Annotated in this window: 18 protein-coding genes and 2 pseudogenes; 7 read left to right on the top strand and 13 right to left on the bottom strand. The window is 66.9% G+C overall.

Going from position 1 to position 25,604, the window contains the following annotated elements:
- Positions 1–18: 18 nt before the first annotated feature.
- From CTP10_RS26635 to CTP10_RS26645, 3 genes are read right to left on the bottom strand one after another with little or no spacing between them, the layout of a single operon-like run.
- Complete coding sequence (locus CTP10_RS26635) at positions 19–903, bottom strand: 3-keto-5-aminohexanoate cleavage protein (protein WP_116321925.1); 885 nt, start codon at positions 901–903, stop codon at positions 19–21.
- 47 nt (positions 904–950) lie between these two features.
- Positions 951–1,700, bottom strand: a complete 750-nt coding sequence (locus tag CTP10_RS26640; RefSeq protein WP_116321926.1) for an SDR family NAD(P)-dependent oxidoreductase — start codon at positions 1,698–1,700, stop codon at positions 951–953.
- Between the two features lie 41 nt (positions 1,701–1,741).
- Complete coding sequence (locus tag CTP10_RS26645; RefSeq protein ID WP_116321927.1) at positions 1,742–2,677, bottom strand: dioxygenase family protein; 936 nt, start codon at positions 2,675–2,677, stop codon at positions 1,742–1,744.
- Between the two features lie 459 nt (positions 2,678–3,136).
- On the opposite strand from CTP10_RS26645, the gene cqsA reads away from it, so the two are divergent.
- Both cqsA and CTP10_RS26655 read left to right on the top strand, forming a co-directional pair.
- Positions 3,137–4,441 (top strand): alpha-hydroxyketone-type quorum-sensing autoinducer synthase, encoded by a 1,305-nt coding sequence (gene cqsA / locus CTP10_RS26650; RefSeq protein WP_116321928.1) that lies wholly within the window; start codon positions 3,137–3,139, stop codon positions 4,439–4,441.
- A gap of 3 nt (positions 4,442–4,444) precedes the next feature.
- On the top strand, positions 4,445–5,782 hold the full coding sequence (locus CTP10_RS26655) for a sensor histidine kinase (protein WP_233528285.1): 1,338 nt from the start codon (positions 4,445–4,447) through the stop codon (positions 5,780–5,782).
- 19 nt (positions 5,783–5,801) lie between these two features.
- Here the strand turns inward: CTP10_RS26655 and CTP10_RS26660 are convergent, their stop codons facing one another.
- Positions 5,802–6,395 carry a uracil-DNA glycosylase family protein gene (locus CTP10_RS26660; RefSeq protein ID WP_116321929.1) on the bottom strand — a complete coding sequence of 198 codons (594 nt, stop codon included), beginning with the start codon at positions 6,393–6,395 and terminating at the stop codon, positions 5,802–5,804.
- Positions 6,396–6,463: 68 nt separating this feature from the next.
- Positions 6,464–7,360 (bottom strand): IclR family transcriptional regulator, encoded by an 897-nt coding sequence (locus CTP10_RS26665; RefSeq protein WP_116321930.1) that lies wholly within the window; start codon positions 7,358–7,360, stop codon positions 6,464–6,466.
- Positions 7,361–7,500: 140 nt separating this feature from the next.
- On the opposite strand from CTP10_RS26665, the gene CTP10_RS26670 reads away from it, so the two are divergent.
- A complete protein-coding gene (locus tag CTP10_RS26670; protein WP_116321931.1) occupies positions 7,501–9,159 on the top strand; it encodes a GMC family oxidoreductase in 1,659 nt (552 codons plus the stop codon).
- A gap of 116 nt (positions 9,160–9,275) precedes the next feature.
- Positions 9,276–10,592, top strand: coding sequence for an MFS transporter (locus tag CTP10_RS26675; protein ID WP_116321932.1), 1,317 nt, complete (start codon positions 9,276–9,278; stop codon positions 10,590–10,592).
- A gap of 25 nt (positions 10,593–10,617) precedes the next feature.
- Here the strand turns inward: CTP10_RS26675 and CTP10_RS26680 are convergent, their stop codons facing one another.
- From CTP10_RS26680 to CTP10_RS26690, 3 genes are all read right to left on the bottom strand, one after another.
- Positions 10,618–11,757, bottom strand: coding sequence for a DSD1 family PLP-dependent enzyme (locus CTP10_RS26680; protein WP_116321933.1), 1,140 nt, complete (start codon positions 11,755–11,757; stop codon positions 10,618–10,620).
- A 90-nt stretch (positions 11,758–11,847) separates the two neighbouring features.
- Complete coding sequence (locus CTP10_RS26685; RefSeq protein WP_116321934.1) at positions 11,848–12,594, bottom strand: BON domain-containing protein; 747 nt, start codon at positions 12,592–12,594, stop codon at positions 11,848–11,850.
- 138 nt (positions 12,595–12,732) lie between these two features.
- A complete protein-coding gene (locus CTP10_RS26690) occupies positions 12,733–13,392 on the bottom strand; it encodes an alpha/beta hydrolase (protein ID WP_116321935.1) in 660 nt (219 codons plus the stop codon).
- A gap of 474 nt (positions 13,393–13,866) precedes the next feature.
- On the opposite strand from CTP10_RS26690, the gene CTP10_RS26695 reads away from it, so the two are divergent.
- A complete protein-coding gene (locus CTP10_RS26695; protein WP_116321936.1) occupies positions 13,867–16,326 on the top strand; it encodes a DUF3772 domain-containing protein in 2,460 nt (819 codons plus the stop codon).
- A 187-nt stretch (positions 16,327–16,513) separates the two neighbouring features.
- Here CTP10_RS26695 and CTP10_RS26700 read toward each other — a convergent pair.
- The 3 genes and pseudogenes from CTP10_RS26700 to CTP10_RS26710 form a co-directional block, all read right to left on the bottom strand.
- Positions 16,514–16,990 (bottom strand): annotated as a pseudogene (locus tag CTP10_RS26700) (IS3 family transposase); the annotation flags it as partial.
- 68 nt (positions 16,991–17,058) lie between these two features.
- Entirely contained in the window at positions 17,059–18,576 is a 1,518-nt protein-coding gene (ltrA, locus tag CTP10_RS26705) for a group II intron reverse transcriptase/maturase (protein ID WP_116324054.1), read from the bottom strand.
- 679 nt (positions 18,577–19,255) lie between these two features.
- Positions 19,256–20,043 (bottom strand): annotated as a pseudogene (locus CTP10_RS26710) (IS3 family transposase); the annotation flags it as partial.
- Between the two features lie 170 nt (positions 20,044–20,213).
- Between CTP10_RS26710 and CTP10_RS26715 the strand changes: the two are divergent.
- Positions 20,214–20,573, top strand: a complete 360-nt coding sequence (locus CTP10_RS26715) for a mechanosensitive ion channel protein MscS (protein WP_116319606.1) — start codon at positions 20,214–20,216, stop codon at positions 20,571–20,573.
- A 1-nt stretch (position 20,574) separates the two neighbouring features.
- Complete coding sequence (locus CTP10_RS26720) at positions 20,575–21,159, top strand: SAM-dependent methyltransferase (protein ID WP_116319605.1); 585 nt, start codon at positions 20,575–20,577, stop codon at positions 21,157–21,159.
- Between the two features lie 161 nt (positions 21,160–21,320).
- On the opposite strand, the gene CTP10_RS26725 is transcribed toward CTP10_RS26720, so the two are convergent.
- Positions 21,321–24,437: an efflux RND transporter permease subunit gene (locus tag CTP10_RS26725; RefSeq protein WP_116319604.1), complete on the bottom strand. Its 3,117-nt coding sequence runs from the start codon at positions 24,435–24,437 to the stop codon at positions 21,321–21,323.
- 6 nt (positions 24,438–24,443) lie between these two features.
- Positions 24,444–25,604, bottom strand: a complete 1,161-nt coding sequence (locus CTP10_RS26730) for an efflux RND transporter periplasmic adaptor subunit (protein WP_116319603.1) — start codon at positions 25,602–25,604, stop codon at positions 24,444–24,446.

Below are 25,604 nucleotides of genomic sequence, written 5' to 3' on the forward strand. Positions count from 1 at the left end.
CAATACGGTTGGCGGGGCTCAGGCTTCGCGCAGCCCCAGCGTGCGGCGCGCCTCGGCCGGCGACGCGGTCTCGCCGCCAAGCGAGCGCACGATGTCGCGGGCCTTGGCGACCAGCGCGGCATTGCTCGGGGCCAGCACGCCCTTGTCCAGGTAGATGTTGTCTTCCAGGCCGACGCGCACGTGGCCGCCGGCCAGCCATGCCTGCGCCACGATCGGGAACTCGGCGCGGCCGATGCCGAAGGCCGACCAGTGCGCGCCGGCGGGCAGCATGTTGCGCGCGTAGAAGATGGTCTCGGGCGTGGGCGCGAAGCCGTACTTCACCCCCAGCACGAAGGTCCACAGGCCGGGCCCGTCAAGCACGCCGTCGCGGATGAAATCGAGCGCCATGTTGAGGTCGCCCGAATCGAAAATCTCCAGTTCCGGCATGACGCCGGCGGCGCGGATCGCGGCGGCCATCTTGCGCACGTTGGCGGGCGTGTTGATGACCACGTCGCCGCCGGAATTCATGGTATTGAGGTCGAGCGAACACACGTCCGGGCGCAACGCGGTGATGTGCTCGACGCGCTTGCCCGGAGGCAGCAGCGTGGTGCCCGGCGCCGCCACGCGCGGCTCGTCTTCGCTTGGTACGAAGCGGCCGCCGGGACCGGTGGTGAGGTTGATGATCAGCGTGCGGTTGCGCGCGCGGATGCGGTCGATGACGTCGGCGTAGTACTCGAGCGCCATCGACGGGCGGCCGGTCTCGGGATCGCGCACGTGGATATGGGCGGCGGCAGCGCCAGCTTCGGCGGCTTCGAGCGCGGCGTCGGCGATCTGCGCGGGCGTGACCGGCAGGCCGGGATGCTGCTCGGGGGTGACGATATTGCCGGTCACCGCGCAGGTGATGATGGTCTTGCGTGCGTGCATGAGAGAACGTTGGTTAAGAACAAGAGGAAAAGGAGCGCGGCGCGGGGCTAGCCGAGCTGCCGGCCGCCGTCGACGACGATGGTGGTGCCGGTGGCAAAGCGCAGCGAAGTCGCGCACGCGGCGATGGCGTCGGCCACGTCCTGCGCCTGGCCGATGCGCTGCAGCGGCGTCGTCCTGGCGGCGCGCTCGTTGAAGCTGCTGTCGCGGCCGGGCACGAAGGCGCTGTCGACCACGCCGGGCGAGACGTTCAGCACGCGGATCTGCGGCGCCAGTGCGCGCCCGAGCGACATCGCCATGACGTCGAGCCCGGCCTTGGCCGCGCAGTACGCCACGTTGCTGCCCTGCCCGTTTCTACCCGCGATGGAGCCGACATTGACCACCAGACCGTCGCCGCTGGCGCGCAGGTGCGGCGCGAAGGCGCGGATTGCGGCGAACTGGCCGCGCCAGTTGATGGCGAAGAGTTCATCGATCAGCGCGTCGTCGAGTGCGTCGAGGTCGGCGTGCGGGATCGCCCGCGTAAAGCCGGCGGTATTGACCAGCATGTCGACGCGGCCGTAATGGCAGATGACTTCGTCGGCCAGCGCGCGCAGCGAGGCGCTGTCGGCGACTTCCGCGACGGCGGCAAGATGGTTGCCGGCCGGCAGCGCGGCCGCGGCGCTCGCCGCCTTGTCGGCGTCGCGGCCGGTCAAAACGATGCTCGCGCCGAGGCGGGCCAGCGTTTCACCGGCGGCAAAGCCGATGCTGCCGGTGCCGCCGAGGATCACGGCAACCTTGCCGGAAAGAGGAGATGCGCTCATGTTCGGAGTTGGAATTTGCGTAAAAGGAATTCGGCCAGTGTTCAGTCGATCGGCGGCTTGGGAAAGGTCTGCTGCCCCGGTTCCAGCGTGAAGTCGAAGTCCAGCGTGTAGAACGGCGCCGGCACGTCGCCCCACGGGCTGCGGCCCTGCTCGTGCAGTTGCAGCGTGCCGACCAGTTGCCGGTGCACGCCAAAGGTGACGTCCGAGGCCAGCTTGTCGGCCTCGTCGGCAAACACCTGCGTCACCAGCGTCCGGTATCCCGGCGCCGCGACGATGAAATGGATATGCGCCGGCCGGTACGGATGGCGCTGCTGCGCGGCCAGCAAGGCGCCGACCGGGCCATCGGTCGGGACGGGGTAGCCCGCCGGGCGCACCGTGCGGAAGTGGTAGCCACCGTCCGCATCGGTATGGAAGCACCCGCGCAGGTTGCGGTCGGGCTGGGTCGGATCCTGGTTGTCGTACAGGCCGACCGGCGAGGCCTGCCACACCTCCACCAGCGCGCCGGCCAGCGGCGTGCCGTCGGTGCCGCGCACGGTGCCGCTGACCAGCAGCGGCAGGCCGGGCGCGTCGTCCTGCACCACGCAGTCGCCGCAGGCATAGCGCGGCGCATTGGCGCGGTAGAACGGGCCGAGCAAGGCACCGGGCGTGCGGCCGTCGCGGGTGCTGTTGTTCATCACCGTCACCAGCGTCGACAGGCCCAGCACATCCGCCGCTAGTACGACTTCGTTGTGCTTGGCATGGGTCGCGTGGCCAAGGCTGGCGAGCCAGCCCAGCGCAAACTCGAACTCTTCGTCGGTCAGGCGCACCTCCCGCAGGAAGCCGTGCAGGTGCCGGACCAGCGCATCCATGACCAGGTGCAGGCGCGGGTTGGCGGTGTCCGCCATCGCGGCCTGGACGATGCCGGTGACCGAATGTTCGTCGTCTATCAGCGTGGGGCGCGGGGCCGGCGATACCGGCCGCGCGATCGATGTTTCCATGTCATGCCTCCTTTGCAAACGTTTGCAGTATTATCGGCGGCCGGCGCGGCAGGTCAAGGTGAAAGTTCGGACCAGCAGCCGCCCGATGCGCCACTCCCCGTCCGAAATCGCAATCAAAACAAGCCGCTAAGCCACGTATTCGGGACAAACCCTAGGCCGTCTCCGCCCACGCGGAGGGTGGCAAATGGCGTTCTGATTACCTATATATGCCTCAACAGGCACTAATTGGCGGCACCTGACATGCCGGCGAGCGCTGGCCGCGCCACAATGCATCCGCGGCGTGGCCCTTTGCGCTCACACAAGCGTTGAACTGGTGGAAGCCCGGTCACAATCGACACCCCGGACTTGGCACAGTGATCGCTACCGTGCGGACGCCCCGACTTGCCTGCCATGCCCAGGGACCTGGCAATGCTGCCAGCGATCCCCCCATCGACCCGCCTTACTACGCAAGGAAAACCGATGTTCTCCGCCGCCCAGCGTCCGCAGCCGACGCCCTCCGTTCCCTGCTTCCCCCGCAGCGTGGCCACGCCGCCGCTGCCGCAGTGGATCGCAGCCCGCATGTCTGAGCACTTCGATGCCCGGCTGGGCCAGCTCTGGGGCGGCGACCACCTCTTGCACGGGCGCAAGCCGGGGCCCGACGCGCTGCACCTGAGCAGCAACGACTACCTGTGCCTGCTGGGCGAGCGGCCATTGCTGGAAACGCAGGCCCGTGCCCTGCTGGACGAGCAGCCCGAACTGCTGATGTCGTCAGTGTTCCAGTACGGCGAGACGCCGCAGCGCCACGTCGAACGCAAGCTGGCCAACCTGATGCAGGCCGAGGACGGGCTGATCGCCCAGTCGGGCTGGGCCGCCAATGTCGGTCTGGTGCAATGCATCGCCGGGCCGGGCGTGCCGGTCTACATCGACATGAACGGCCACGCCTCGCTGTGGGAAGGCATTACCGCGGCAGGCGCGCAGGCCGTGCCGATCCGCCACAACGACGTGGCCCATGCGCGCCGCCAGGCCGAACGCTTCGGCCCCGGCGTGATCATGGTCGACGCGGTCTACTCGACCACCGGCAGCGTGGCGCCGCTGGAGCAATATGTCGCGGTGGCGGAGGCGTCGGGGTCGGTGCTGGTCGTGGATGAGTCGCACTCGCTCGGCACCCATGGGCCGTCGGGCGGCGGGCTGGTGCCGGCGCTGGGGCTGTCGGAGCGGGTGCATTTCCGCACCGCGTCGCTGGCCAAGGCTTTTGCCGGACGCGCGGGCTTCGTCACCTGCTCCAGCAGGTTCAAGGACTTCTTCGCGGTCGAGTCGCGGCCGGCCATCTTCAGTTCGGGGCTGCTGCGCCACGAGATTGCGTGGTTCGACGCCGCCATCGATTTCATCGCGGCGGCGGACCACCGGCGCGAACAACTGCATGCGATCACCCGCGAAACCCGCGAAGCGATCAGTGCGCTCGGCTACAACATCAGCGACGGCTCCGAGCAGATCATCGGGCTGGAGGCCGGCACCGAGCCGCAGGTGATGGTCCTGCGCAACGCGCTGCAGCGGCGCGGCATCTTCGGCGCGGTATTCTGCTCGCCGGCAACCCCCAAGAATCGGGCATTGATGCGACTTACCCTGCATGCGAAACTTAGCGCCGGTGAAATCGACCGGCTGGTAAGCGTCCTCGCCAGTATCCGCGACGAGGTACGTCTGGAAGAATGGTCATCGACGCGCCGCAGCCGGCGCAAATCCCTCAATCCCAAAGAGGAGCTCGCCGCAAGCTCCCGCGAGGAGTAGCCGTTGGAGATGGAAGCAGAGTTGGCCGACACAGGTGGCCGCAAGCGCCGCACCGGCCTTTCCGGTCTTTCCGGCCTTTCCGGGCTTGCGCGCCGGGCCTGGCAGGCGGTGTTCGATACCGCGGCGCGGGCCATCCTGCTTGACGAGGAAAGCGTCATCCGCCTGCGGCGGATCCAGATGGTGGGCGCGCTGGGGGTGATCGGGCATCCGCTCTACTACCTGATCTGGTCCTACGTGTTCCCGCAGCCCTACGAAAACCTGTGGCTGCGGCTGGTCTGCACCGCGCTGTTCGTGCCGCTGCTCTTCGCCAGCGCGTTCTCGCACCAGCGCTGGCTGCCGCCCTACGCGCTGTTTGCGATCACGGTGGGGATGCCGTTCGCTTTCATCTTCCTGTACCTGGAGAACGGCGGCTCGATGGCCTGGGCCGAGTCGGTCATCATTGCCGTGGTGATCCTCTACCACTTCAATACGGCGTTCGCGACCATCTCGCTGCTGTCCGGCGCGGCGGCGGCGGTCGCGCTGTTCGTGCTGGCCGGCAATTCCATGGGCGGGATCCCGTGGGAGCCGGTGCTGCTGCAGCTGCCGATCATCGGCTTCGTGATCTCGGTGCTGGTGGTGATCAAGCTCGACCGCCAGCTGCTGATCGAACAGAAGCGGCGCGGCATGGCGGCGGCGCTGGCCACCGTCGCGCATGAGCTGCGTACGCCGCTGACGAGCCTGAGCATCAGCGCGAGCGGGCTCAAGGCGCGGCTGCCGGCCGCGCTGGACCAGGACGCGCCGCGCCGCGAGGGGCTGATGCAGGCGGTCGCGCGCATGGAGTCCGACATCGCGCATATCAGCAACAGCATCGAACTGCTGGTCGCCAACTCCAAGAACCCGGAAAAGGCCACGCGCGAGCTGTTCGAGCTGGGCGGCGTGATCCGCGACACCATCGCCCGCTTTCCGTTCGATGAGCCGGGCCGCGACATCGTCACGATCGATGTGCCCGGGTCGGTGCGCGTGCTCGGCAACGCGCAGCTGTTCGGGCTGGTCATGACCAACCTGCTGAAGAACGCGCTCGAAGCGATCAAGCGCGCCGGCAAGGGCGATATCCAGATCCGCTGCGAGGTCCGGCCGGACGGGGTGCATGTCGCCTTCCGCGACACCGCGACCGGGGTGCCGCCACAGGTGCTGGCGCGCATGTTCCAGCCCTTCTTCTCCTACCCGGCACACCGCGGCACCGGCATCGGGCTGGCCTTCTGCCAGAACGTGCTGACCAGCTGGGGCGCCGGCATCAGCTGCCGTTCCGTCGAACACGAATTCACCGAGTTCGATATCCGCTTCCCGCACAAGGACCACTGAGAAGGACCACTGAGCGGCATCAGCCGGACAGCGCCAGCGCCACCTGTTGCCGCAGCAGCGGCAGCACGTCGGTATCGAACCATGGGTGGCGCCGCAGCCAGAAGCGGTTGCGCGGGCTGGGGTGCGGCAGCGGGAAGAAGCGCGGCAGGTACCCGGCGCATGCGGCCACGGTATCAGCCAGCGTTGCCCCGGCCCGGCTGCCGAGGTAGCAGGCCTGTGCGTGGCGGCCGATCAGCAGCGTCAGGCGGATGTCGGGCATGGACGCCAGCAGCGGCGCATGCCACAGCGGCGCGCATTCGCGCCGCGGCGGCAGGTCGCCACTCGCACCCTTGCCCGGATAACACAGCCCCATCGGCACGATCGCCACCTTGCCGGCGTCATAAAACTGCTCCGGCGTCAGCTGCAGCCAGCTGCGCAGCAGGTCGCCGGAAGGGTCGTTCCAGGGGATGCCGGTTTCATGCACGCGCCGTCCGGGCGCCTGGCCGACGATCAGCAGGCGCGCATGGGCGCCGGCCTGCACCACCGGCCGCGGTTCGTGCGGCAAGGCGCAGGCGCGGCAGCCGGCAATGTCGGCGAGGAGCCGGTCAAGCGTGGTGGATCGGGTACGCGGCAAAATCTGCGGGCTGGGCAATGCGGGGGCTCCCAGTGTAAGCGCTTTGCCCGGCAGGGCAGGTTCGCCCGCTACCGCGCACAAAGCACCCGCGCCATCTCGTCGGCGGCGCCCTGCAGCAGCGGCACCGCCTTGAGCAAGGCCTCCATCGACACGCGCGCCGTCGGCGCATGGCAGGCGATGGCTGCCACTACCTGACGTTGCCCCGGCTTCGATGGCTCCGGCCCCGGCTCCCGTACCGGCACCGCCACCGCGCACATGCCGCGCACGAATTCCTCATGGTCGACGCCGATCGCGCGCGTGCCCAGCCGGTCCAGCTCCGCCTCCAGCGACGCCAGGTCCGACAAGGTCCGCGGCGTGTTGCGCGTCAGCGCCAGGCGCGCCAGCATCTGGCGCCGCTCCAGCCGGTTCATCGCTGCCAGGAACAGCTTGCCGCTGGCGGTGCAGTGCAGCGGCACGTGGATACCCGGCGACAGCTGCAGCCGCAGGGGCTCGTGCGTCTCGACGCGCTCCACGTAGAGCACGCGGTCGCCGTCCAGCGCGGTGAGGTTGCAGGTCTCGCCCAGGTTCGCCACCAGGCGGGCCAGGATGGCCCGGCACTCGCGCAGCACCGGCGGGCTGCGCAGCGTCTGCAGCGCCAGCGCGCTGGCGCCGGGCCCGGGCACGAAGCCGCGCTCGGCCGGCATCCTGACCACGAAGCCGGCGCGCTCCATCGCGGCCAGCAGCCGCATCAGCGTTGCCTTGGGTACGTGCAGGCGCTGCGACAACTGCGACAGGGTCTGCGGATGCTGGGCGCGGGCCAGGCTTGCCAGCACCGTCAGCGCGCGCAGGCTGCGGGCATCGTCCTCGCCGGCAGCAGCCGCGCCCGCGTCAGTGGCCAGGTTTGTGGCCAGGTTTGTACCCAGCGCGCCGCCGGCGGCCTCTGCTGCACTGCGATTCTGAAACGGGATTGACACGTTCTGTTTCACAACCGGCGTCTCCTCGCGATTGGGCTTTCCATTCCACGTTTGAAAAATAAAATCCGGAACAGAACGTTTCAGATTATAGATCGAAGCCGGCTACAGATCCCTACAGATCAGTTCGCCGGCCATCAAAGGAGACAGCGACGATGTCGCAAAGCGTTGACTACATCGTGGTAGGCGCCGGCTCGGCCGGCTGCGTGCTGGCCAACCGGCTCAGCGAAGACGGCCGCCACTCGGTCTGCCTGCTCGAGGCCGGCCCGCCGGACCGCTACCCGTGGATCCATATCCCGATCGGCTACGGCAAGACCATGTTCCACAAGGAAGTGAACTGGGGCTTCTATACCGATCCCGACCCCAACATGATGAACCGCCGCATCTACTGGCCGCGCGGCCGCACGCTGGGCGGCAGCAGCGCCATCAACGGCCTGATCTACGTGCGCGGCCAGCGCCAGGACTACGACCACTGGGCCGGACTGGGCAACCCCGGCTGGGAATGGGACGCCTGCCTGCCCTACTTCCGCAAGCTGGAGAACAACGACCTCGGCGCCGGCCCGACGCGCGGCACCGCGGGCCCGCTGAACGCCACTTCGATCGACCGTCGGCACCCGCTGGTGGATGCCTTCATCGACGCCGGGCAGGCGCTGGGCCTGCCGCGCAAGACCGATTTCAACGACGGCGACCAGGAGGGCGCGGGCTACTACCAGCTCACCACGCGCAACGGCTGGCGCTGTTCCACCGCGGTGGCCTACCTGCGGCCGGCGCGCACGCGCCACAACCTGCGCGTCGAGACCGATGCCCACACCACCGCGGTGCTGTTCGAGGGCAAGCGCGCCGTGGGCGTGCGCTACGTCAAGGACGGCCAGCCCTATATCCTGCGGGCGCGCCGCGAGGTGATCCTGTGCGCCGGCGCGCTGCAGTCGCCGCAGTTGCTGCAACTGTCCGGCATCGGCCCCGCCCCGCTGCTGCAGGAGATGGGCGTGCCGGTGGTGCAGGCGCTGCCGGGCGTCGGCGAGAACCTGCAGGATCACCTGCAGATCCGCCTGATCTACGAAGTGGCGCAGCCGATCACCACCAACGACCAGTTGCGCTCGCTGACGGGCAAGGCGCGCATGGGGCTGGAATGGCTGCTGATGCGCAGGGGGCCGCTGGCGATCGGCATCAACCAGGGCGCCATGTTCTGCCGCGCGTTGCCGGAAAGCGCCACGCCCGATACGCAATTCCACTTCGCCACCCTGTCCGCGGACATGGCCGGCGGCAACGTGCATCCGTTCTCGGGCTGCACCTATTCGGTCTGCCAGCTGCGGCCGGAATCGCGCGGCACGGTACGCATCCGCAGCACCGATCCGTTCGAGCCGCCCTCGATGCAGCCCAACTACCTGTCCGCCGAGCTGGACCGGCGCTGCACCGTCGCCGCGGTCCGCTACGCGCGCCGCGTGGCGCAGGCCGAACCGATGCGCGCGCTGATGCGGCGCGAGTTCCGCCCCGGCGACGCGGTACAGAGCGACGACGAGATCCTGCACTTCTGCCGCGAGTACGGCGCCACCATCTTCCATCCTTCCGGCACCGCAAAAATGGGGCCGGCGCACGACCCGCTCGCCGTGGTCGACGCGCGCCTGCGCGTGCATGGCGTGGGCGGGCTGCGCGTGGTCGACTGCTCGGTGATGCCGACGCTGGTGTCGGGCAATACCAACGTGCCGGTGGTGATGATGGCGGAGCGTGCCGCCGACTTTATCCGCGAGGATGCGCGCCGCGAGCCGCTGTCGGCGGAAATAGCCGAGCGCGCGCCCATGGCGGCGGTCGCCTGATCTTTCAGCAAGCGCCACGGCCAGGCGCTGACAACGACAAAGGCCGGCCCTGCAGTGCACGCGGCGTCCAATACGACGATTAAAGCGGACGCCTCCCACCACCAGAGGAGACAGCAATGACAAGCCCCAATGAACAGGCGGTGCGCAAGGTAGCACTGGCGTCGGTGATCGGCGCCACCATCGAATGGTATGACTTCTTCCTGTACGGCGTGGTCGCCGGCCTGGTCTTCAACAAGCTGTATTTTCCCGGCGAGGACCCGCTGGTCGCGACCATGCTGGCCTACACCACTTTTGCGGTCGGCTTTGTCACGCGGCCGCTGGGCGGCGTGATCTTCGGCCACTTCGGCGACAAGGTCGGGCGCAAGAGCATGCTGGTGATCACGCTGATGATCATGGGCGTGTCGACCTTCCTGATCGGGCTGGTGCCTACCTATGAAAGCATCGGAATCGCCGCGCCGATCCTGCTGTTGCTGCTGCGCGTGCTGCAAGGCATCGGCCTGGGCGGCGAATGGGGCGGCGCGGTGCTGATGGCATACGAATACGCACCGCCGGAGCGGCGCGGCTTCTACGCCTCGCTGCCGCAGATCGGGCTGGCGATCGGGCTGTGCCTGGCCTCGGGCGTGGTGGCGCTGCTGTCGCTGACGCTGACCGATGCGCAGTTCCTGTCGTGGGGCTGGCGCGTTGCCTTCCTGATCTCGGCGGGGATGGTGTTCGTCGGCATGTATATCCGCCTGAACGTGAAGGAGACGCCCGAGTTCGCGCGCGTCAAGCAGCGCAATGCGGAAACGCGCATCCCCTTCGTCGACATGATGCGCCGCTACCCCGGCAATATCCTCAAGGGCATGGGCGCGCGTTACATCGACGGGGTGTTCTTCAATATCTTCGGCGTCTTTTCGATCAGCTACCTGACGCAGACCGTCAACATCAGCCGCACCGAAGCGCTGGTGGGCGTGATGGCCGCCGCCATCGCGATGTGTTTCTTCATCCCGTTCTTCGGCCACCTGTCCGACCGCATCGGCCGCACCCGCGTGTATTTCTGGGGCTCGCTGGTCACGGCGCTGTCGGCGTTCCCCGCGTTCTGGCTGATGCTCAACAGCGGGCAGAGCATGATGCTGCTGTGGCTGTCGATCGTGGTGCCGTTCGGCATCTTCTACGCCGCAGTGTATGGGCCCGAAGCGGCGCTGTTCTGCGAGCTGTTCGATGCGCGCGTGCGCTACACCGGCATCTCCTTCGTCTACCAGTTCTCGGGCATCTTCGCCTCGGGCATCACGCCCATCATCGCCACCGCGCTGCTCAGGTCCGGCGGCGGCAAGCCGTGGCAAATCTGCGCCTACGTGGCATTTGCGGGGCTGGTGTCGGCGCTGTCGGTCGCGTTGATCGGGCGGCGCGCGGGCGCCGCGCCGCTGCGCGAAAGCAACGCGCCGGCGCGCTAGGCGGACACGGAGGGACAGGTCAGCGTCATCGGCTCAGGCCGCGCGCTTCGATGGCCCATACCGCTTCCACGCGCTCGCCGCGCACGCAGGCGTAGGCATCGTGCAGGTTGACGGTGGGATCGCAATGGCCCGGCACCAGCCACAGCCGCTCGCCCAGCAGGTCATGGCTGTCGGCGTCGGCCACCTTCAGCACGCCGTGCTCGTCGTTGGCCGCCACGTACTCCAGCGCGCCGTCGGCATCGCGCGGCCAGACATGGGGCAGGCCGGAATCGACCGCCACCGATTTCAGGCCGACATCGCACACGGCCACGCCGGCGCGCGCGGCGCTCATCACGGTCGATGCCACGAACAGGGAATGCAGCGGCCGCAGCGCGCCTTCCCAGTCGAGGGAGCCGTAGTGGCCGTCGAGAAACAGGTACGAGCCCGGCTGGATTTCGGTGTAGACGCCGCTTTCCAGGTCGAACTCGGCGGTGCCGGTGCCGCCTCCGGTCACCACGGGGCAGCGCAGCCCGCGCCGTTCCAGCGCGCGCACGTAGCCGGCGGTGGCCTCGGCGGCGCGCTGCGCGGCCTCGCGCCGCTGGGCCCATGCCTCGATATGCTGGATGCCACCGTGATAACCCTGCACGCCGACGAAATCCAGCGCGGCTTCGGCATCGATCGCGTCGATCAGCGCCAGCAGGGCGTCATCGGTGGCCACGCCGCAGCGGCCCTGCCCCACGTCCACCTCCGGCAACACCGCTATGCGCACGCCGGCGCGCGCCGCGGCGGCGCCGACCTGGCTGACCTGGCGCACATCGTCCACGCATATCGACAAACGCGTGTGGCGAGCCAGTTCGGCCGCCATGGCGGCCTTGTCGGCGCCGACGAACTCATTGCTCAGGTGGATGCTGCCGATGCCGGCCGCCGCAAAGGGATACGCCTCGGACAGCTTCTGGCAGCAGATGCCCACCGCGCCCGCATCGACCTGCCGCTGCGCGATCGTCACGGACTTGTGCGCCTTGGCATGCGGGCGCAGCGCAACGCCGGCGCGCTCGGCAAGTTCCGCCATGCGCGCCAGGTTGGCTTCAAAGGCATCGAGTTCGATCAGCAGCGCGGGCGTCGACAGCGCTGACAACGATTGTCCGGCCGCGGCGTGCGGCGGCCTCAGAACGCTGGCTTCATGCATGGTGTGGGGCCCGTTTGCGGCGGTGCTTGTCGTGGGCCCTCACGATAACACCGGCGTGCGCTTGCGCACAGACCGGCGTGCGCAACAACGCTAGCGGCGCGTGGCCAGCAGGCGGTAGCCGCGGCCGCAATGCTCCGACGCGGCCGCGCGGGCAGCATCAACATCGTCGAACAGTCCGGCCTGCGCGATCGACTTCACCATCACCCCCTCGCCACGGTCGGAAGCGAGGAAGCGACCGTCCCAGCCCTGCACGATGTACAGCACGTCGCCTGCCGGGGAGCCGACCGGCTGGCGCTGGCCGGTGGACTGGCCGACCCGCTGTTGGCTCCGCTGCTGGCCATCGTCGCCGGCACGCTCGCCGATTCCGCCATTGCCGCCGCGCTCGGCGCGGCTGCCCGGCCGCGCCACCTGGATGTTGTTGCGCACCTCACTGACGCCCAGCACATCCTCGGCCATTTCCTCGATGCGGACCTTGGCGTCGCGTTCCCGCACCGTGCCGGCCAGCGTGACGATGCCCGAGCCGACGTCGACCGTCACGTCCGAGACGTCGTCATCGGCATGTGCGAGCCGTTCGCACAAATCATCGCGAATGCGGGCGTCGGTGCGCTGGTAGCCCTTGGGCATGCGGCGCGAGCCCGCCTGCGTGGCCCAGCGCAAAGGGCGCGCGGGCCGCTCGTTGTCTTCATCCTCGATGCCATAGCGGGCCTCGCCATAGCCATGCGGCGAGCCGCCGGTGTTGCCGCTGCGCCAGTGGCGGGCCTCGCGGGTATCGTCGGGCTCACCATAGCCGCGGTGGCGCCAGGCTTCCCGGATTTCCGACGGTGGATAGTCTTTCATGGATTGCCTCCGATCTGACGTCCTATCCAAGTATCGGTAGCAGGAAATATGCCCTTGCGCGGTGCCAGCCGCATGGCGCCCCGGGCGGCGCCGCGGGACGCAGTTTTTACACGCTGCGCAACAACGTCATGCGCTTGGTCAAGCCGCGGCCGGACGGTCGAGGTACTGGCCGACGATGCGCACCAGCAACGGCAGCTTGCCGGTAAAGAAGTGATCGGCACCCGGGACCACCACCACCGGCAGCGCCTGCGGACGAGCCCAGTCGAACAGCGCGGACAGTTCCGCGCGCTCGTCGCGCTCGCCATGCACCACCAGGCAATCGGCGGGCACGGGCGGCGTGTCGTAGCTGCGATGGGCCTTGACCGTGCCATATGGCAGGCCGGTCAACACGAGGTGGCGGATCGGCACATCCTGCGCCGCCAGCGTGGCGGCCACCTGCGCCATCACGAACGCACCGAAGGAAAACCCCGCCAGCGCCAGCGGCAGGTCCGGGTGGAGCTCACGCAAGTGCGCCACCACGGCCAGCATGTCTTCGGTCTCGCCACGGCCCTGGTCGTGATCGCCGCCCGAGCCCGCCACGCCGCGGAAATTGGGCCGCACGCTCAGGTAGCCGCGCGCCAGCAGCGCCTTGGCCAGCTGGTGCGGCACCTTGTGCGTGGCCGAGCCGCCCAGCAGCGGGTGCGGATGCAACACCACCGCGATGCCGCGCGGCGTGCCGGCGGGACGGTCGACCAGCATTTCGATCGGCCCGGCTGCGCCGACCAGTTGCGCCGCTTCCGTGGCTGACGGGACTCCCATGGATGCTCCTTGCAATATCGGTGCGGGCAGGCCGCGGCCCGCGAAGCCGTGATGGTAATGCGATTGTGGCGAGCATGCCGCCCGCGCCGCCGACGCGGGTGGCACCGCCGTGCGAAATTCTGGACCGTAGTGCCCTATGCGCCGCCTGTGCAGGGCATGTGACCTGAACGCTTCCGTATAATGGCCCCAACCGCGGCGGCCCCGGTAATGGGCACGCCACGATCGGTCAGCACGACCCGTGCCACGCATTGCCGGCCTGAGGCTTCGCCCCCAGGCCTTTTCTCGTGGCTGACCCAAATTCGCCGAAGCGGATGGCCTGCCTGCAGCATCCCTTCCCGTGTTCATCGCCGGTGACCCGGCCGTTCCGCAGTGGAATCGCGACGCAGCGCCATGTGGCCCTGCCCGCACCGTGCCTTGCCATTTCCATCCGCCGCCGGAGCGCCGCAAGCCGTCACCATCCGACGAGAATCCGCCATGAGCAAAGCTTCACGGCTCGCACTGGGCCTTGCGCTCGCTGCGCTATGCCACCTGATGCCGGCCACGCTGCCCGCCGTTTATGCCGCAGAAACCGCATCGGAAGCCCAGGCCGCCGAGCAAGCGCCCGCGCTGACCCACGCCGAGGCCACCGCCGAACTCAAGCGCCTGCAGACCGAGCAGGACAGCGTCAAGCAGCAGGCCTCGGACCCCGACGGCAATACCAAGCTGCACGACCTGCAAGAGACGCTGCAGCGCCTCGATACCGATGCTGACAAGCTCGGCGCCGCGCTGACGCCGCAGCGCGCCCAGCTCCAGGCGCAGCTCGATGTGCTGGGGCCGCCGCCCGCCGATGCCACCACCAAGGAAGCGCGCGCCGTGGTGAAGCAGCGTGCCGAGCTCAATGCGCGCCGCACGCAACTCGATGCCCAGATCAAGCAGGCGGCCGAAAGCAAGGAGAACATCGCCAACCTCAGCGACCAGCTGGGTCGGCTGGAGCGCGGCCACCTGAAAGACCAGCTTGCGCTGCGCTCGGAAAGCATCCTCAACCCGCAATTCTGGCAGCCGCTGTTCAGCCCGCCGCCGGAAGACCGGGTGCGCCTGGACGGGTTCCACGACCAGGTGGTGCCGATGGTGCAGCTGGCCTGGCAGCCGTCGCAGCGCGCGGCCACGGTGGCGCTGCTGCTGCTCGCGCTGGCGGTGTGGACCCTGGGCCGGCGCCTGGCCGAGCGCGCGCTGGCGTGGTTCTGCCTGACCCGGCTGCCCGAGACGCGCCTGCGCCGCAGCGCGCTGGCGCTGGCGACCACGATGGCGACGGTCTGCACCACGGGGCTGGCGGTGCAGCTCGTCTACCATGCCTTCGCGCGCAACTATGAACTGCCGCCTGACCTGATGGCGCTCTATGCGCAGCTGGTCAAGCTGACGCTGACCAGCGCACTGATCGTCGGGCTGGGGCGCGCGTTGCTGTGCACGCGGCATCCCAGCTGGCGCCTGCCCGCGCTGGCCGATCCGGTGGCGCTGGCGATGAAACCCTTCCCCGCCGTGCTGGCGGGCCTGCTGCTGCTGGCCGGCACGCTGGAGCAGATCAACCGCATCGCCGACACCAGCGTGCAGGTCACGCTGCTGGGCCGCGGGCTGGTGTCGCTGGTGGTGGTGCTGACCATCGGCGCGGCGCTGCTGCGCGCCAACCGCGTGCGCAACGAACTCGCCGCCGCGGGCGAACGCCCGGAGGCGCGCGCCACGCTGGCCGGCATGATCCACGCCGCCGTGACGGTGCTGGTGATCGTGTCGATGATCGCGCTGCTGGCCGGCTACATCAGCTTCGCGCGCTTCCTGACCTATGAACTGGTCTGGTTCGACATCGTGCTGTGCAGCCTGTACCTGCTGACGCAGGTCACGCGCGACGTGTGCGAAGCCGTGCTGTCGACCAACCACGCCAGCGGCCGCGTCATCAAGCAGCTGTTCGGCGTCGACGATTCGCACCTGGAGCAGGCCTCGACCATCCTGTCGGGCATCGGCGCCAGCGCGCTGCTGCTGGTGGCGGTGGTGGCGCTGCTGACCGGCGGTTTCGGCACCACGCCGGCGGACCTGCTCAACAGCCTGCTGACAGTCCTGGGCGGCGACAAGCTGCGCAGCCTGAACATCATGCCGGACCGCATCCTGAATGCGGTGCTGGCGCTCGGCGTGGGCATCTGGCTGCTGCGTTCGGTGCGGCGCTGGCTCGACGCCGAGCTGCTGCCCAAGGTGTGCAAGGAGCCGGGGCTGCGCGCGTCGCTGATCACGCTGTTCAGCAATGTCGGCTACGTGCTGCTGGTGCTGCTGACGCTGTCGCTGCTGGGCGTGCGCTGGGACAACCTGGCGTGGATCGTCAGCGCGCTGTCGGTGGGTATCGGCTTTGGCCTGCAGGAGATCGTGAAGAACTTCGTCTCGGGCCTGATCCTGCTGACCGAGCGCCCGGTCAAGGTCGGCGACATGGTCAGCCTGGCCGGCGTGGAGGGCGACATCCGCCGCATCAACGTGCGCGCCACCGAGATCCAGCTGGGCGACCGCTCTACCGTGATCGTGCCCAACTCGCAGCTGATCTCGCAGAACGTGCGCAACGTGACCATGAGCAACAGCACGCAGGGCGTGGCGTCGCTGCAGCTGACCTTCCCGCTCAATACCGATCCGGAACAACTCCGCGACCTGCTGCTCGATATCTACAAGGAAAACGAGTCGATCCTGGACGTGCCGGCGCCGTCGGTCATGTTCAGCCAGCTCGCGCCCAACGGCATCACGCTGTCGGTGACGGGCTACGTCGGCAGCCCGCGCATCGCCGCGAATACGCGCAGCGAACTGCTGTTCGAGATCCTCAAGCGGCTGCGCGCCGAGGACATCGCGCTGACCGAACCGCAATCGCTGCGGCTGGAGAACCTGCCGGCGTTCGGCGAAGCGCAGCAGCGCGCGTACGCGGCTGGGTAAGTCCGCCGGCCCGTCCGCCGGCCGGTCCGCCGGCCGGTCCGCCCGCCTGCGCAAGGCCGGGCGGGCTGGCCCAAACCCTCGGGGGCGATTTCGGACAGGGCGCGTGACAGGGGCCGTATTACGGCCTGTTAAAAAGCGGCTGTCAAGTCCTGACATAGGTTGACAGGTTCTGCTGGGTCATTTGAACCTAGCAACCCATAGCAACGGACGCCCGATGAACCTCATCGGGCGTTTTGTATTTCAGGGCTTGATGGGGGCGTTCACGGTTATAGATCTCAACTGACTCCCTTACCATGCGAGCCGCTTGCTGCAGATCAGCCGGTCGGTTCAGCAGGAATTCGCTCTTGAGGATGCCGTTGATGCGCTCTGCCATGGCGTTCTGGTAGCAGTCGTAGCCGTCGGTCATGGAACAGGTCAGGCCATGCCGCTGATGGATGGCCTGGTAGTAGGTGGCGCAGTATTGAATTCCTCGGTCCGAATGGTGCACCAGCGCCTGCCGGGACTGGCGCGAGCGTAGCGCCATCTTCAGCGCCTGGCTTACTTGCTCGGTCTGCAGGCCGTCATGGACGTGGTAGCCCACGATCTTTCGCGACCAGGCATCCGTGACGAGGCTCAGATAGACCGTCTGCCCGGCGGTGGGAAGTGGAGTAAGAGACAGGGCGTAGTCGGACTATTTCCCTGTCTCTCCTCCCCGAACCGGACTTGCGCCTCTCAACGCATCCGGCTCTCCGTTCAAGTGTTGCTCATAGCAAAGGCAACATCGGGGTAGCGCGACTCGATGGTACGGCGTGTCTCATCGCGCAGGATGTACGGATTTTCTGTCAGGGTTCGCCAGGTAAAACGACCTTTGCGACTGGTAACGAGACGCCGAAGCGCCACTACCCCATACCATCCCCGACTGTTCTGGCCTTGTAACACCCATGTTGTAGCCTGTCCCGGCTCCGGCGCTCGAATGTAGTCGCGCATCAGCGACCTGAACCCGCGCCGATACTTGCGCGCGAGCCAGTATCCGAGTTTCCAGAAGACCGTTCGGTCTACTTTCTTGAACATGGTGGCCGTGTAGTCGGTGTATTGATAGAAGGCAGCCCAGCCAGCGATCTGCCGATTCAGGCTTTCCATCAGGTCCATCCGGTTCATGCTGTAGTTGCCCGACAGTTGCTTGACGAGCCGCCCGGCAAAGCCCCGATACTTCTCCCACGGTATGGACGTCACAGGCCGCATGCGGCCGCGTGGACCACGCTTGCGAATGATCCGGTGACCGAGGAAGACAAAGCCGTCGTTCACATGCGTGATATGGGTCTTCTCCATATTCAGCGTGAGCTTCAGCTCGCCTTCGAGGAACCCACGGCATGCTTCACGCACTGTCTCAGCATGTTCACGAGTCCCCTTGACCACGATCACAAAGTCATCCGCATACCGGCAGTAGGCGATAGCTGGTTTCCACTGCCGGTTTTCTCGAACAGTAATGGGTCGCTGTTTAAGAATGGCGAAGTTCCATGCCCACCGATCCTTCCGCACCTTCTTGTTCAGGTAGTTCCGCTCCATCCACGCATCGAATTCATGCAACATGATGTTGGATAACAGGGGCGAGATGACACCGCCCTGAGGAACGCCTTCACTCGATGCACGAAACAGCTCGCGATCAACACAGCCCGCCTTGATGAACTTCCAGAGCAGGGCAAGAAAGCGCTGATCGGCAATCCGCTTGCGAATCCCCTTCATGAGCAGGCGATGATGAACCGTATCAAAGTAGCTGGCGAGGTCGCCCTCGATAACCCAGCGTCCCGCCGTACTTTGTTCACCGCTGTCTTGTAGCTGGAGCTTCACCGCGCGAATCGCGTGATGTACGCTACGGGCAGGCCTAAAGCCATATGAAGCCGGGTGGAAATCGCTCTCCCATATCGGCTCCATCGCCATCAACATTGCCCGTTGCACGATCCGATCCCGCAGGCTCGGTATGCCAAGCGGCCTGAGCTTGCCGTTCGCTTTCGGTATGTACACGCGTCGCGCAGGCAGCGGACTGTACGAGCCCGCCAACAGCTCTTCACGTATCGCCGCCAATTCATGCTGGAGATTCGCTTCCAGCCTGCATTTGTCGACCCCGTCAACGCCCGGCGTGCGAGCTCCGCTGGAGGCCAGCGTAATGCGAGCCGCTTCGCTCAGCCAACTTCTGTCGGCAATCAATCTCAGGAGGCGATCGAACTTGCGCTCTTTGTTCTCCGTTGACCATGTCGCCAGTTTGCTTTGCATTTCACTGATTATCAAAGGTCTTCACCTCACTATGGTCAGCTAATCAACCAAACAAACCACTTCAACTGCCTCCCTTCGCCATGTGGCCGGCTTTCCCGGCCTCGGACTACTACGGAGGCTCCGCCAGTTTGCACATCATCGGGGGCACACTCCCTTGGCATCTGTGCAAACCTTCCCCAGTTCACATGCTGGACTCAACGCATGGGCGAGGTTGCCTGTCGCAGTCTTTATCCTTGCTTGCCGCAAGTCGTCGCGAACACCACGGTCTAGTTGCGCGCTCCCCGTGGCTCCCTGCTGCTGGGCTTATATATCCAAGTAGCATTCGTGTCGCCGGCCCATACCTGTACCCGGCGGCAGTCCGCGTCCTGCCTGTAAAGCGGTGTAGGCAGGGGTGACATTTCAACCCTCAGATGCGTTTCAACAGGTTCGTGTTCCTCAACCGTCCCATGCTCAGCCTAGAGACTCATCTTGGCGTAACCGCTTCGCCGCAAGTCCCGTTTCCCACGGACTACGTCACCCTGCCAGTGTCAGCAGGTCACCGCCGCTTCGGCTCACTTCCCCTCGCAGCAGAGGAAGGGCATGCCCGGTACTGCAACGTCAATTCCACCGGGTCCTGCATTCCATACATGCTCAAGCAGCTTCACCCCCAGACGGGCGGGCTACGCTGGCTGGGCGTACGATACGTAATGTCAGCCACCCAGACCTGTTCGGCGGCGGTAGGCACCACCTTCTGCGGCCCGTCCTTGAGTAGGTTGGGATGGCGTCGGAAGCGGTGATGGCTGTTGGTGGTCTTGTGATACGCCCGATGCGGCTTCACAAGCAGCCGCGCCGCGCGCAGGACATCGAACAGCCGATCACGGCCCACTCGGATATCCGCCTTCTCCAACGGCACCTGCAGCACCCGCTGCAGTTTGCGAGTGCCTATGCGCGGCTGGCGCAGTCGCACCTCGGTGACCAGCGCGCAAATCCTGGCATCCCGGGCGGCCTGCCTAAGCTCACTGTCGCGGCGCTTGTAGTATGCCTGGCGGCTGATGCCGAAGTAACGGCAAGCCCTGCTAACGCTTAGCCCTTGGATGAGCTCTTGCGCGAGGACTTGCCCGAAGGCTTTTTTACGATGCGAACCCCGTGCTCCTTCTGAATCACGTCGATCACCGTCTCGAACAGCCGCGCTTTCTCCTGCGCTTCGCGCAACTGAGCCTCCAGCTCCTTGATCCGCTGCTCAGGGGTACGGGGCTTGGCTTTGTCTTGTTTTCCCATCGTGGCGTACCGGGTGCCCTGTGGCAACGTGCCGCTCCAGTCCTGTAGTCCGTGCTTGCGTAACCATACCAGCACCGTGGACCGGCCCTGGATTCCATACTTGCTTTGCGCCTGCTTGTACGTCAACTCGCCTCTTTCTACTTCCTCCACAACCGCCAGCTTAAAAGCCAGCGTGTAATCACGCTGGGTTCGCTTTCGATCCGTCTCCAAGGCACTCTCCTCGTCACAGCCAGAAAAGTGTCAACCTTATTCAGGACGGGTCAGGCCCCTGAAAAAAGCCCCGTTACAAAGCTAACAAGTCGGCCTCCGCGGCGAAACACCTTAGTGGGCAGTTTGCGTCCATCATTCAGGGACACAAGCTGCATCACAAGGAGTCCGACATGCGCCCCTCCACCCGAATCGTCGCCGCGGCCGCCCTGACCGTGGCCCTGGTAGCCGCCGGCCCCGCGTCCGCGCGCGGCCGCCATCACGGCGGCGGGTCGAATGCCGGCGCGGTGCTCGCCGTCGGCGCACTGGTCGGCCTGGCCTTCGGCGCCGCCCTGGCCTCGGCGCCGGTGGTGGCCGCACCCGTGGCGGTGGCGCCGCCGCCCGTCACCTATGCCCCCGCGCCAGTCTCGTACGCGGCGCCGGCGGCGCCACCGGGCTATTGCTACAGCGACTATGACCGCGCCTACGTGCCGTGCGGCCCGCAGCCGTCCGGCTACTACCAGCAGCAGCAGCAACCGTACTACGGCTACTAGCATGCCAGTCGACCGCGACTACTTCAGCCGGCTGTATGGCCGGCACGACGACCCCTGGGGCATCGGCACGCGCTGGTACGAGGCACGCAAGCGCGCGCTGCTGATGGCCATGCTGCCGCGCGAACGCTTCTCGCGTGCGTTCGAGCCGGGCTGCGGCGGCGGGCATCTTACCGTCGAACTGGCGCCGCGCTGCGACGCGCTGGTGGCCATGGAACTGGCCGACAGCGCGGCCGAACAGGCGCGGCAGCGGGCGGCGGAGTTTGCGCACGTGCAGGTGCTGACGGGTGAACTGCCGCAGCAATGGCCGGAAGGAACGTTTGACCTGATCGTCTTTTCCGAGCTGGGGTACTACTTCCCCAAGTCCGACTGGAACGATGTCGCAGCGCGGGCGGCGGGCGCGCTGGCCGAAGACGGCATCATCGTCGCCTGCCATTTCCGGCACCTGTTCGCCGAGCAGCAGATCACGGCGCAGGCGGTGCATGATGCGATCGATGCGCAGCACGGGCTGTACCGGCATATCCATCACCAGGAGCCTGATTTCACGCTGGACCTGTGGTCACGTCAGTTGGAGATGCGGCTGGCTTGAGGGGATGGCGCAAGGACTAAAAACGCCGCATGCGGTAAAGCATGCGGCTTTTTTTACTCGAAGGTGTTGGCGAGCCCTCAGGCGTTTAACACTTGCCTGCTCCCTCTCCCGCGTGCGGGAGAGGGAGCAAACCAGCGGTTTCGGCGAACCGCCGCCGAGTCTTACACCGGCACATCCCTGGTCGGATCCGGCTTGCTGTCATCGAACCACCGGTACAGCGTCGGCACCATCACCAGCGTCAGCAGCGTCGACGTAATCAGCCCGCCGATCACCACCACCGCCAGCGGCCTCTGTACTTCCGAGCCCGGACCGGTGGAGAACAGGAACGGCACCAGCCCCAGCATCGCAATGGTCGCGGTCATCATCACCGGACGGAAGCGCTGCGTCGCGCCCTGCACCACCGCCTCGTCAACCGACAAGCCCGAATCGCGCAGCGAGCGGATGTAAGACACCAGCACCACCCCGTTCAGCACCGCCATGCCCCACAGCGCGATAAAGCCCACCGACGCCGGCACCGACAGGTATTCGCCGGTGACGAACAGCCCGATGATGCCGCCGATCGATGCGAACGGCAGCACCGTGATGATCAGCGTGGCAAAGCGCAGCGAGTTGAACAGCAGGAACAGCAGGAAGAAGATCGCGGCGATGGTCACCGGCACGATGATCTTCAGGTGGCCCATGGCGCGTTCCATGTTCTGGAACTGGCCGCCCCACTCGAGGTAGTAGCCTTCGGGCAGCTTGACCTTGGATGCCGTGGCCTGCTGCAGCTCGGCCACGAAGCCGCCGAGGTCGCGGTCCTTGACGTTGATCATCACCACGACGCGGCGCTTGGCCATTTCGCGGCTGATCTGCGCGGGGCCGTCGTTGACCTCGATCCTGGCCACGCTCTGCAACGGCACCTGCGTGCCGTCCGGCGTGTTCACCAGCAGTTGGCGGATCGACTGCACGTTGTTGCGGAAGTCATCCGGCAGGCGCACGGCCGCCGCAAAGCGGCGCTCGCCTTCGAAGATATCCGTGGCGCGCTTGCCGCCGATCGCGATCTCGATAACGTCGTGGATGTCGGAGACATTGAGCCCGTAGCGCGCGATCGCCTGGCGGTCGATCTCGATCGACAGGTACTGCTGTCCCGAGACGCGCTCGATACGGATATCCTGCGAGCCCTGGATGCCGCCGGCCACGCGCGAAATCTCGCCCGCCAGCTCGCGCAGCTTGTCCAGGTCGTCGCCGAACACCTTCACCGCCACGTCCGAACGCACGCCGCTGACCATTTCGTCGACGCGGTCCGAGATCGGCTGCGCCATCACGATCTGCACGCCGGGGATGGCCTTGAGCTTCTCGCGGATGGCGTTGGCGATATCGTCCTGGGTCCAGCCGTCGGGCCACTCGTCGCGGTCCTTCAGGCTGGCGATCGGGGTCGACTCGTTCTGGCCCTGCGGGTCGGCCGGGCTTTCGCCGCGGCCCACGCCGGACACCACGGACTTCACGCCCGGCACGCCCAGCACCAGCTTGTTGGCTTCCTTCTCCAGCTTGATCGACTCTTCCAGCGAAATGTTCGGCACGCGGTCGATCGCGGGAACGATCGAGCCTTCCTTCATCTCGGGGATGAACGAGGTACCCAGCAGCGGCACGATCAGCAGCGTGGCGACGAAGGCGCCGACCGCGCTGAGCACGGTCTTGCGGCTGTTGCCGAGCGCCCAGTGCAGCATGCGCAGGTAGTGGCGCTTCATGAAGGCAATCACAAACGTGTCATGCTCGGCGCCGCCCTTGAGCAGGTAAGACGACAGCACCGGCGACAGCGTCAGCGACAGGAACAGCGAGATCGCCAGCGCGATCGAGATGGTGAACGCCAGCGGCGCGAACATCTTGCCTTCCATGCCCGTCAGCGTCATCAGCGGCAGGAACACCAGGATGATGATGCCCACGCCCACGATCACCGGCGTGGCCACTTCCTGCACGGCCTTGACCAGGATCTCGGTCTTGGTCAGCCCAGGTTCCTTGTGGCCCAATCGCTCGAACGCGTTCTCGACCACCACCACCGAGCCATCGACCATCAGGCCGATAGCGATCGCCAACCCCCCTAGCGACATCAGGTTGGCCGACAGCCCCACCTCGTTCATCACCATGAAGGTCAACAATGGCGTCAGCACCAGTGTCGCCAGCACGATCACCGAGGAGCGCACGTCGCCCAGGAACAGGAACAGCACGATCACCACCAGCACCACGCCTTCGAGCAGCACCTTGGTCACCGTCCACAGCGCGGAGTCGACCAGTTCGCTGCGGTCGTAGTACGGCACGATCTGCAGCTTGCCGGGCAGCATGCCGCGCTCGTTGATCTCCGCCACGCGTGCCTTCACGCGGCTGACCACTTCCTTGGCATTGCCGCCGCGCATCATCATGACGATGCCGCCGACCGCCTCGGTCTGGCCGTTCTTGACCAGCGCGCCCTGGCGCACCTCATGCCCGATGGTGACGTTGGCCACGTCGCGCAGGTACACCGGCGTGCCGTTGACCTCCTTCAGCACGATGCTGCCGAGATCCTCGACACCCTTGGCCAGGCCCACGCCGCGGATCAGGTACTGCTCGGCGTAATGCGGCAGCACGCCGCCGCCGGAGTTGGCGTTGTTGCGCGCCAGCGCCTGGTACACCTGCTGGATCGAGACACCGTAGTGGCGCATGCGCTCCGGGTTGACCAGCGCCTGGTACTGGCGCACGTAACCGCCCTGCGAGTTGATTTCGGCCACGCCGGGGATCGAGCGCAGCAGCGGGCGCACCACCCAGTCCTGGGCGATGCGGCGCTCGGCCAGTTCTTCCTGGGTCAGCTCGCGGTTGCCGTCATCGGCGCGGTCCAGCGTGTACTGGTAGACCTCGCCCAGGCCGGTCGAGACCGGGCCCAGCACCGGCGACACGCCTTCCGGCATGCGCCCGCCCACTTCGATCAGGCGCTCCATCACCAGCTGGCGTGCAAAGTACACGTCGGTGGCATCGGTAAAGACCAGCGTGATCAGCGACAAACCCGCCTTGTTCAGCGAGCGCATTTCCTCCAGGCCCGGCAGGCCCGTCATCGCCATTTCCACCGGTACGGTGACAAAGCGCTCGACTTCCTCGGGCGAACGGCCCGCGGCTTCGGTCGCGATCTGCACCTGCACGTTGGTCACATCGGGGAAGGCGTCCACCGACAGCTTGGTGGCAGCGCGCAGGCCGAAGAAGAACAGCACCACGGCAAGCACGCAAACCACCAGCCGCTGTTTGATGGCGGCTTCGACTAGGGATTTCATCATGGCGGCTTACCCTTGCTCGATGCGCTTGCGCTCGTTGTCCAGGTGGAAGGCGCCGTCGACCACGATGCGGTCGCCGGCCTTCACGCCGTTCTGCACCACGCGCATGCCGTCGCTCTCGGCGCCAAGCTTGACCTTGGTCAGGCGGAACTTGTTGCCCGGCATCTCGACGTAGACCAGTTCGTCGTTGCCTTCACGCACCACCGCGGCCGCGGGGATCACCAGCTGGTCCTGCGGCTTGCCGGCGATCAGCATGCTGGCGAGCATGGCGGGCTTCAGGCGCCCTTCGCGGTTCTCCAGCTCGGTGCGGACCAGCACCGTGCGCGACTGCGGGCTGACCGTGCGGCCCACGTAGATCAGCTTGCCGGTGATGGTGTTGTCGCCCTTGCCGTTGGCCAGCGACGGCACCTCGATCTCCACGCTCTGCCCTTCGGCCACCTGGGCGGCCTGCTGCTCCGGCACCTCGGCCACGACCCATACGCGCGACAGGTCGGCCACCGTGTAGAGGGCGTCGGCCGGCTGCACCACCTGGCCCTGCGCCACGTTGCGCTCGACCACGGTGCCGCTGATGCTCGAATACACCGGCGAATGCGAGTTGATGCTGCCGTTCTTGGCCAGTTCGGCGATCGAGCCCTGCGCCATGCCCAGCACGCGCAGCTGGTCGCGGTAGGCGCGCATCTCGGCGGAGGCGATCGCCAGTTCGCTCTCGCGGCGCTGCAACTCGCCTCGGCCGATCACGTCGGCGGCAAACAGCTGGCGCGCGCGCTCGGCGTTGCGCACCTGCAGGTCGTGCTGTGCCTCGCTCTTCAGGAACGACATCTGCGCCGCGCCCAGCTCGCTGCTGTGCAGGCGCGCCAGCACCTGGCCGGCCTTTACTTCCTGGCCCAGCGTGGCGTACAGGTCGGTCACGCGGCCAGTCACGCTGGCGCCGATGCGCGAGACGCGCTGCTCGTCGAAGTCAATGCGGCCGGCCACGCGCAGCATCTCGCTGAACGGGGACGTGGCTACCGGCGCCACCTTCAGCGACTGCTGCAGGTTGCCTTGCGGCTGGATCACGCCGGGCGGCAGCTTGGGCGCTTCGGCAACGGGTTCAGGTTTGTCGGAACAGGCCGCCAGGCTGAACGTCAGGACGGCGGCGGCCGTCAGCGAAAGCAGGAAATTGGGACGCAT

It is taken from the genome of Cupriavidus sp. P-10 (assembly GCF_003402535.2).
In the GTDB taxonomy this organism is placed as follows: Bacteria; Pseudomonadota; Gammaproteobacteria; order Burkholderiales; family Burkholderiaceae; genus Cupriavidus.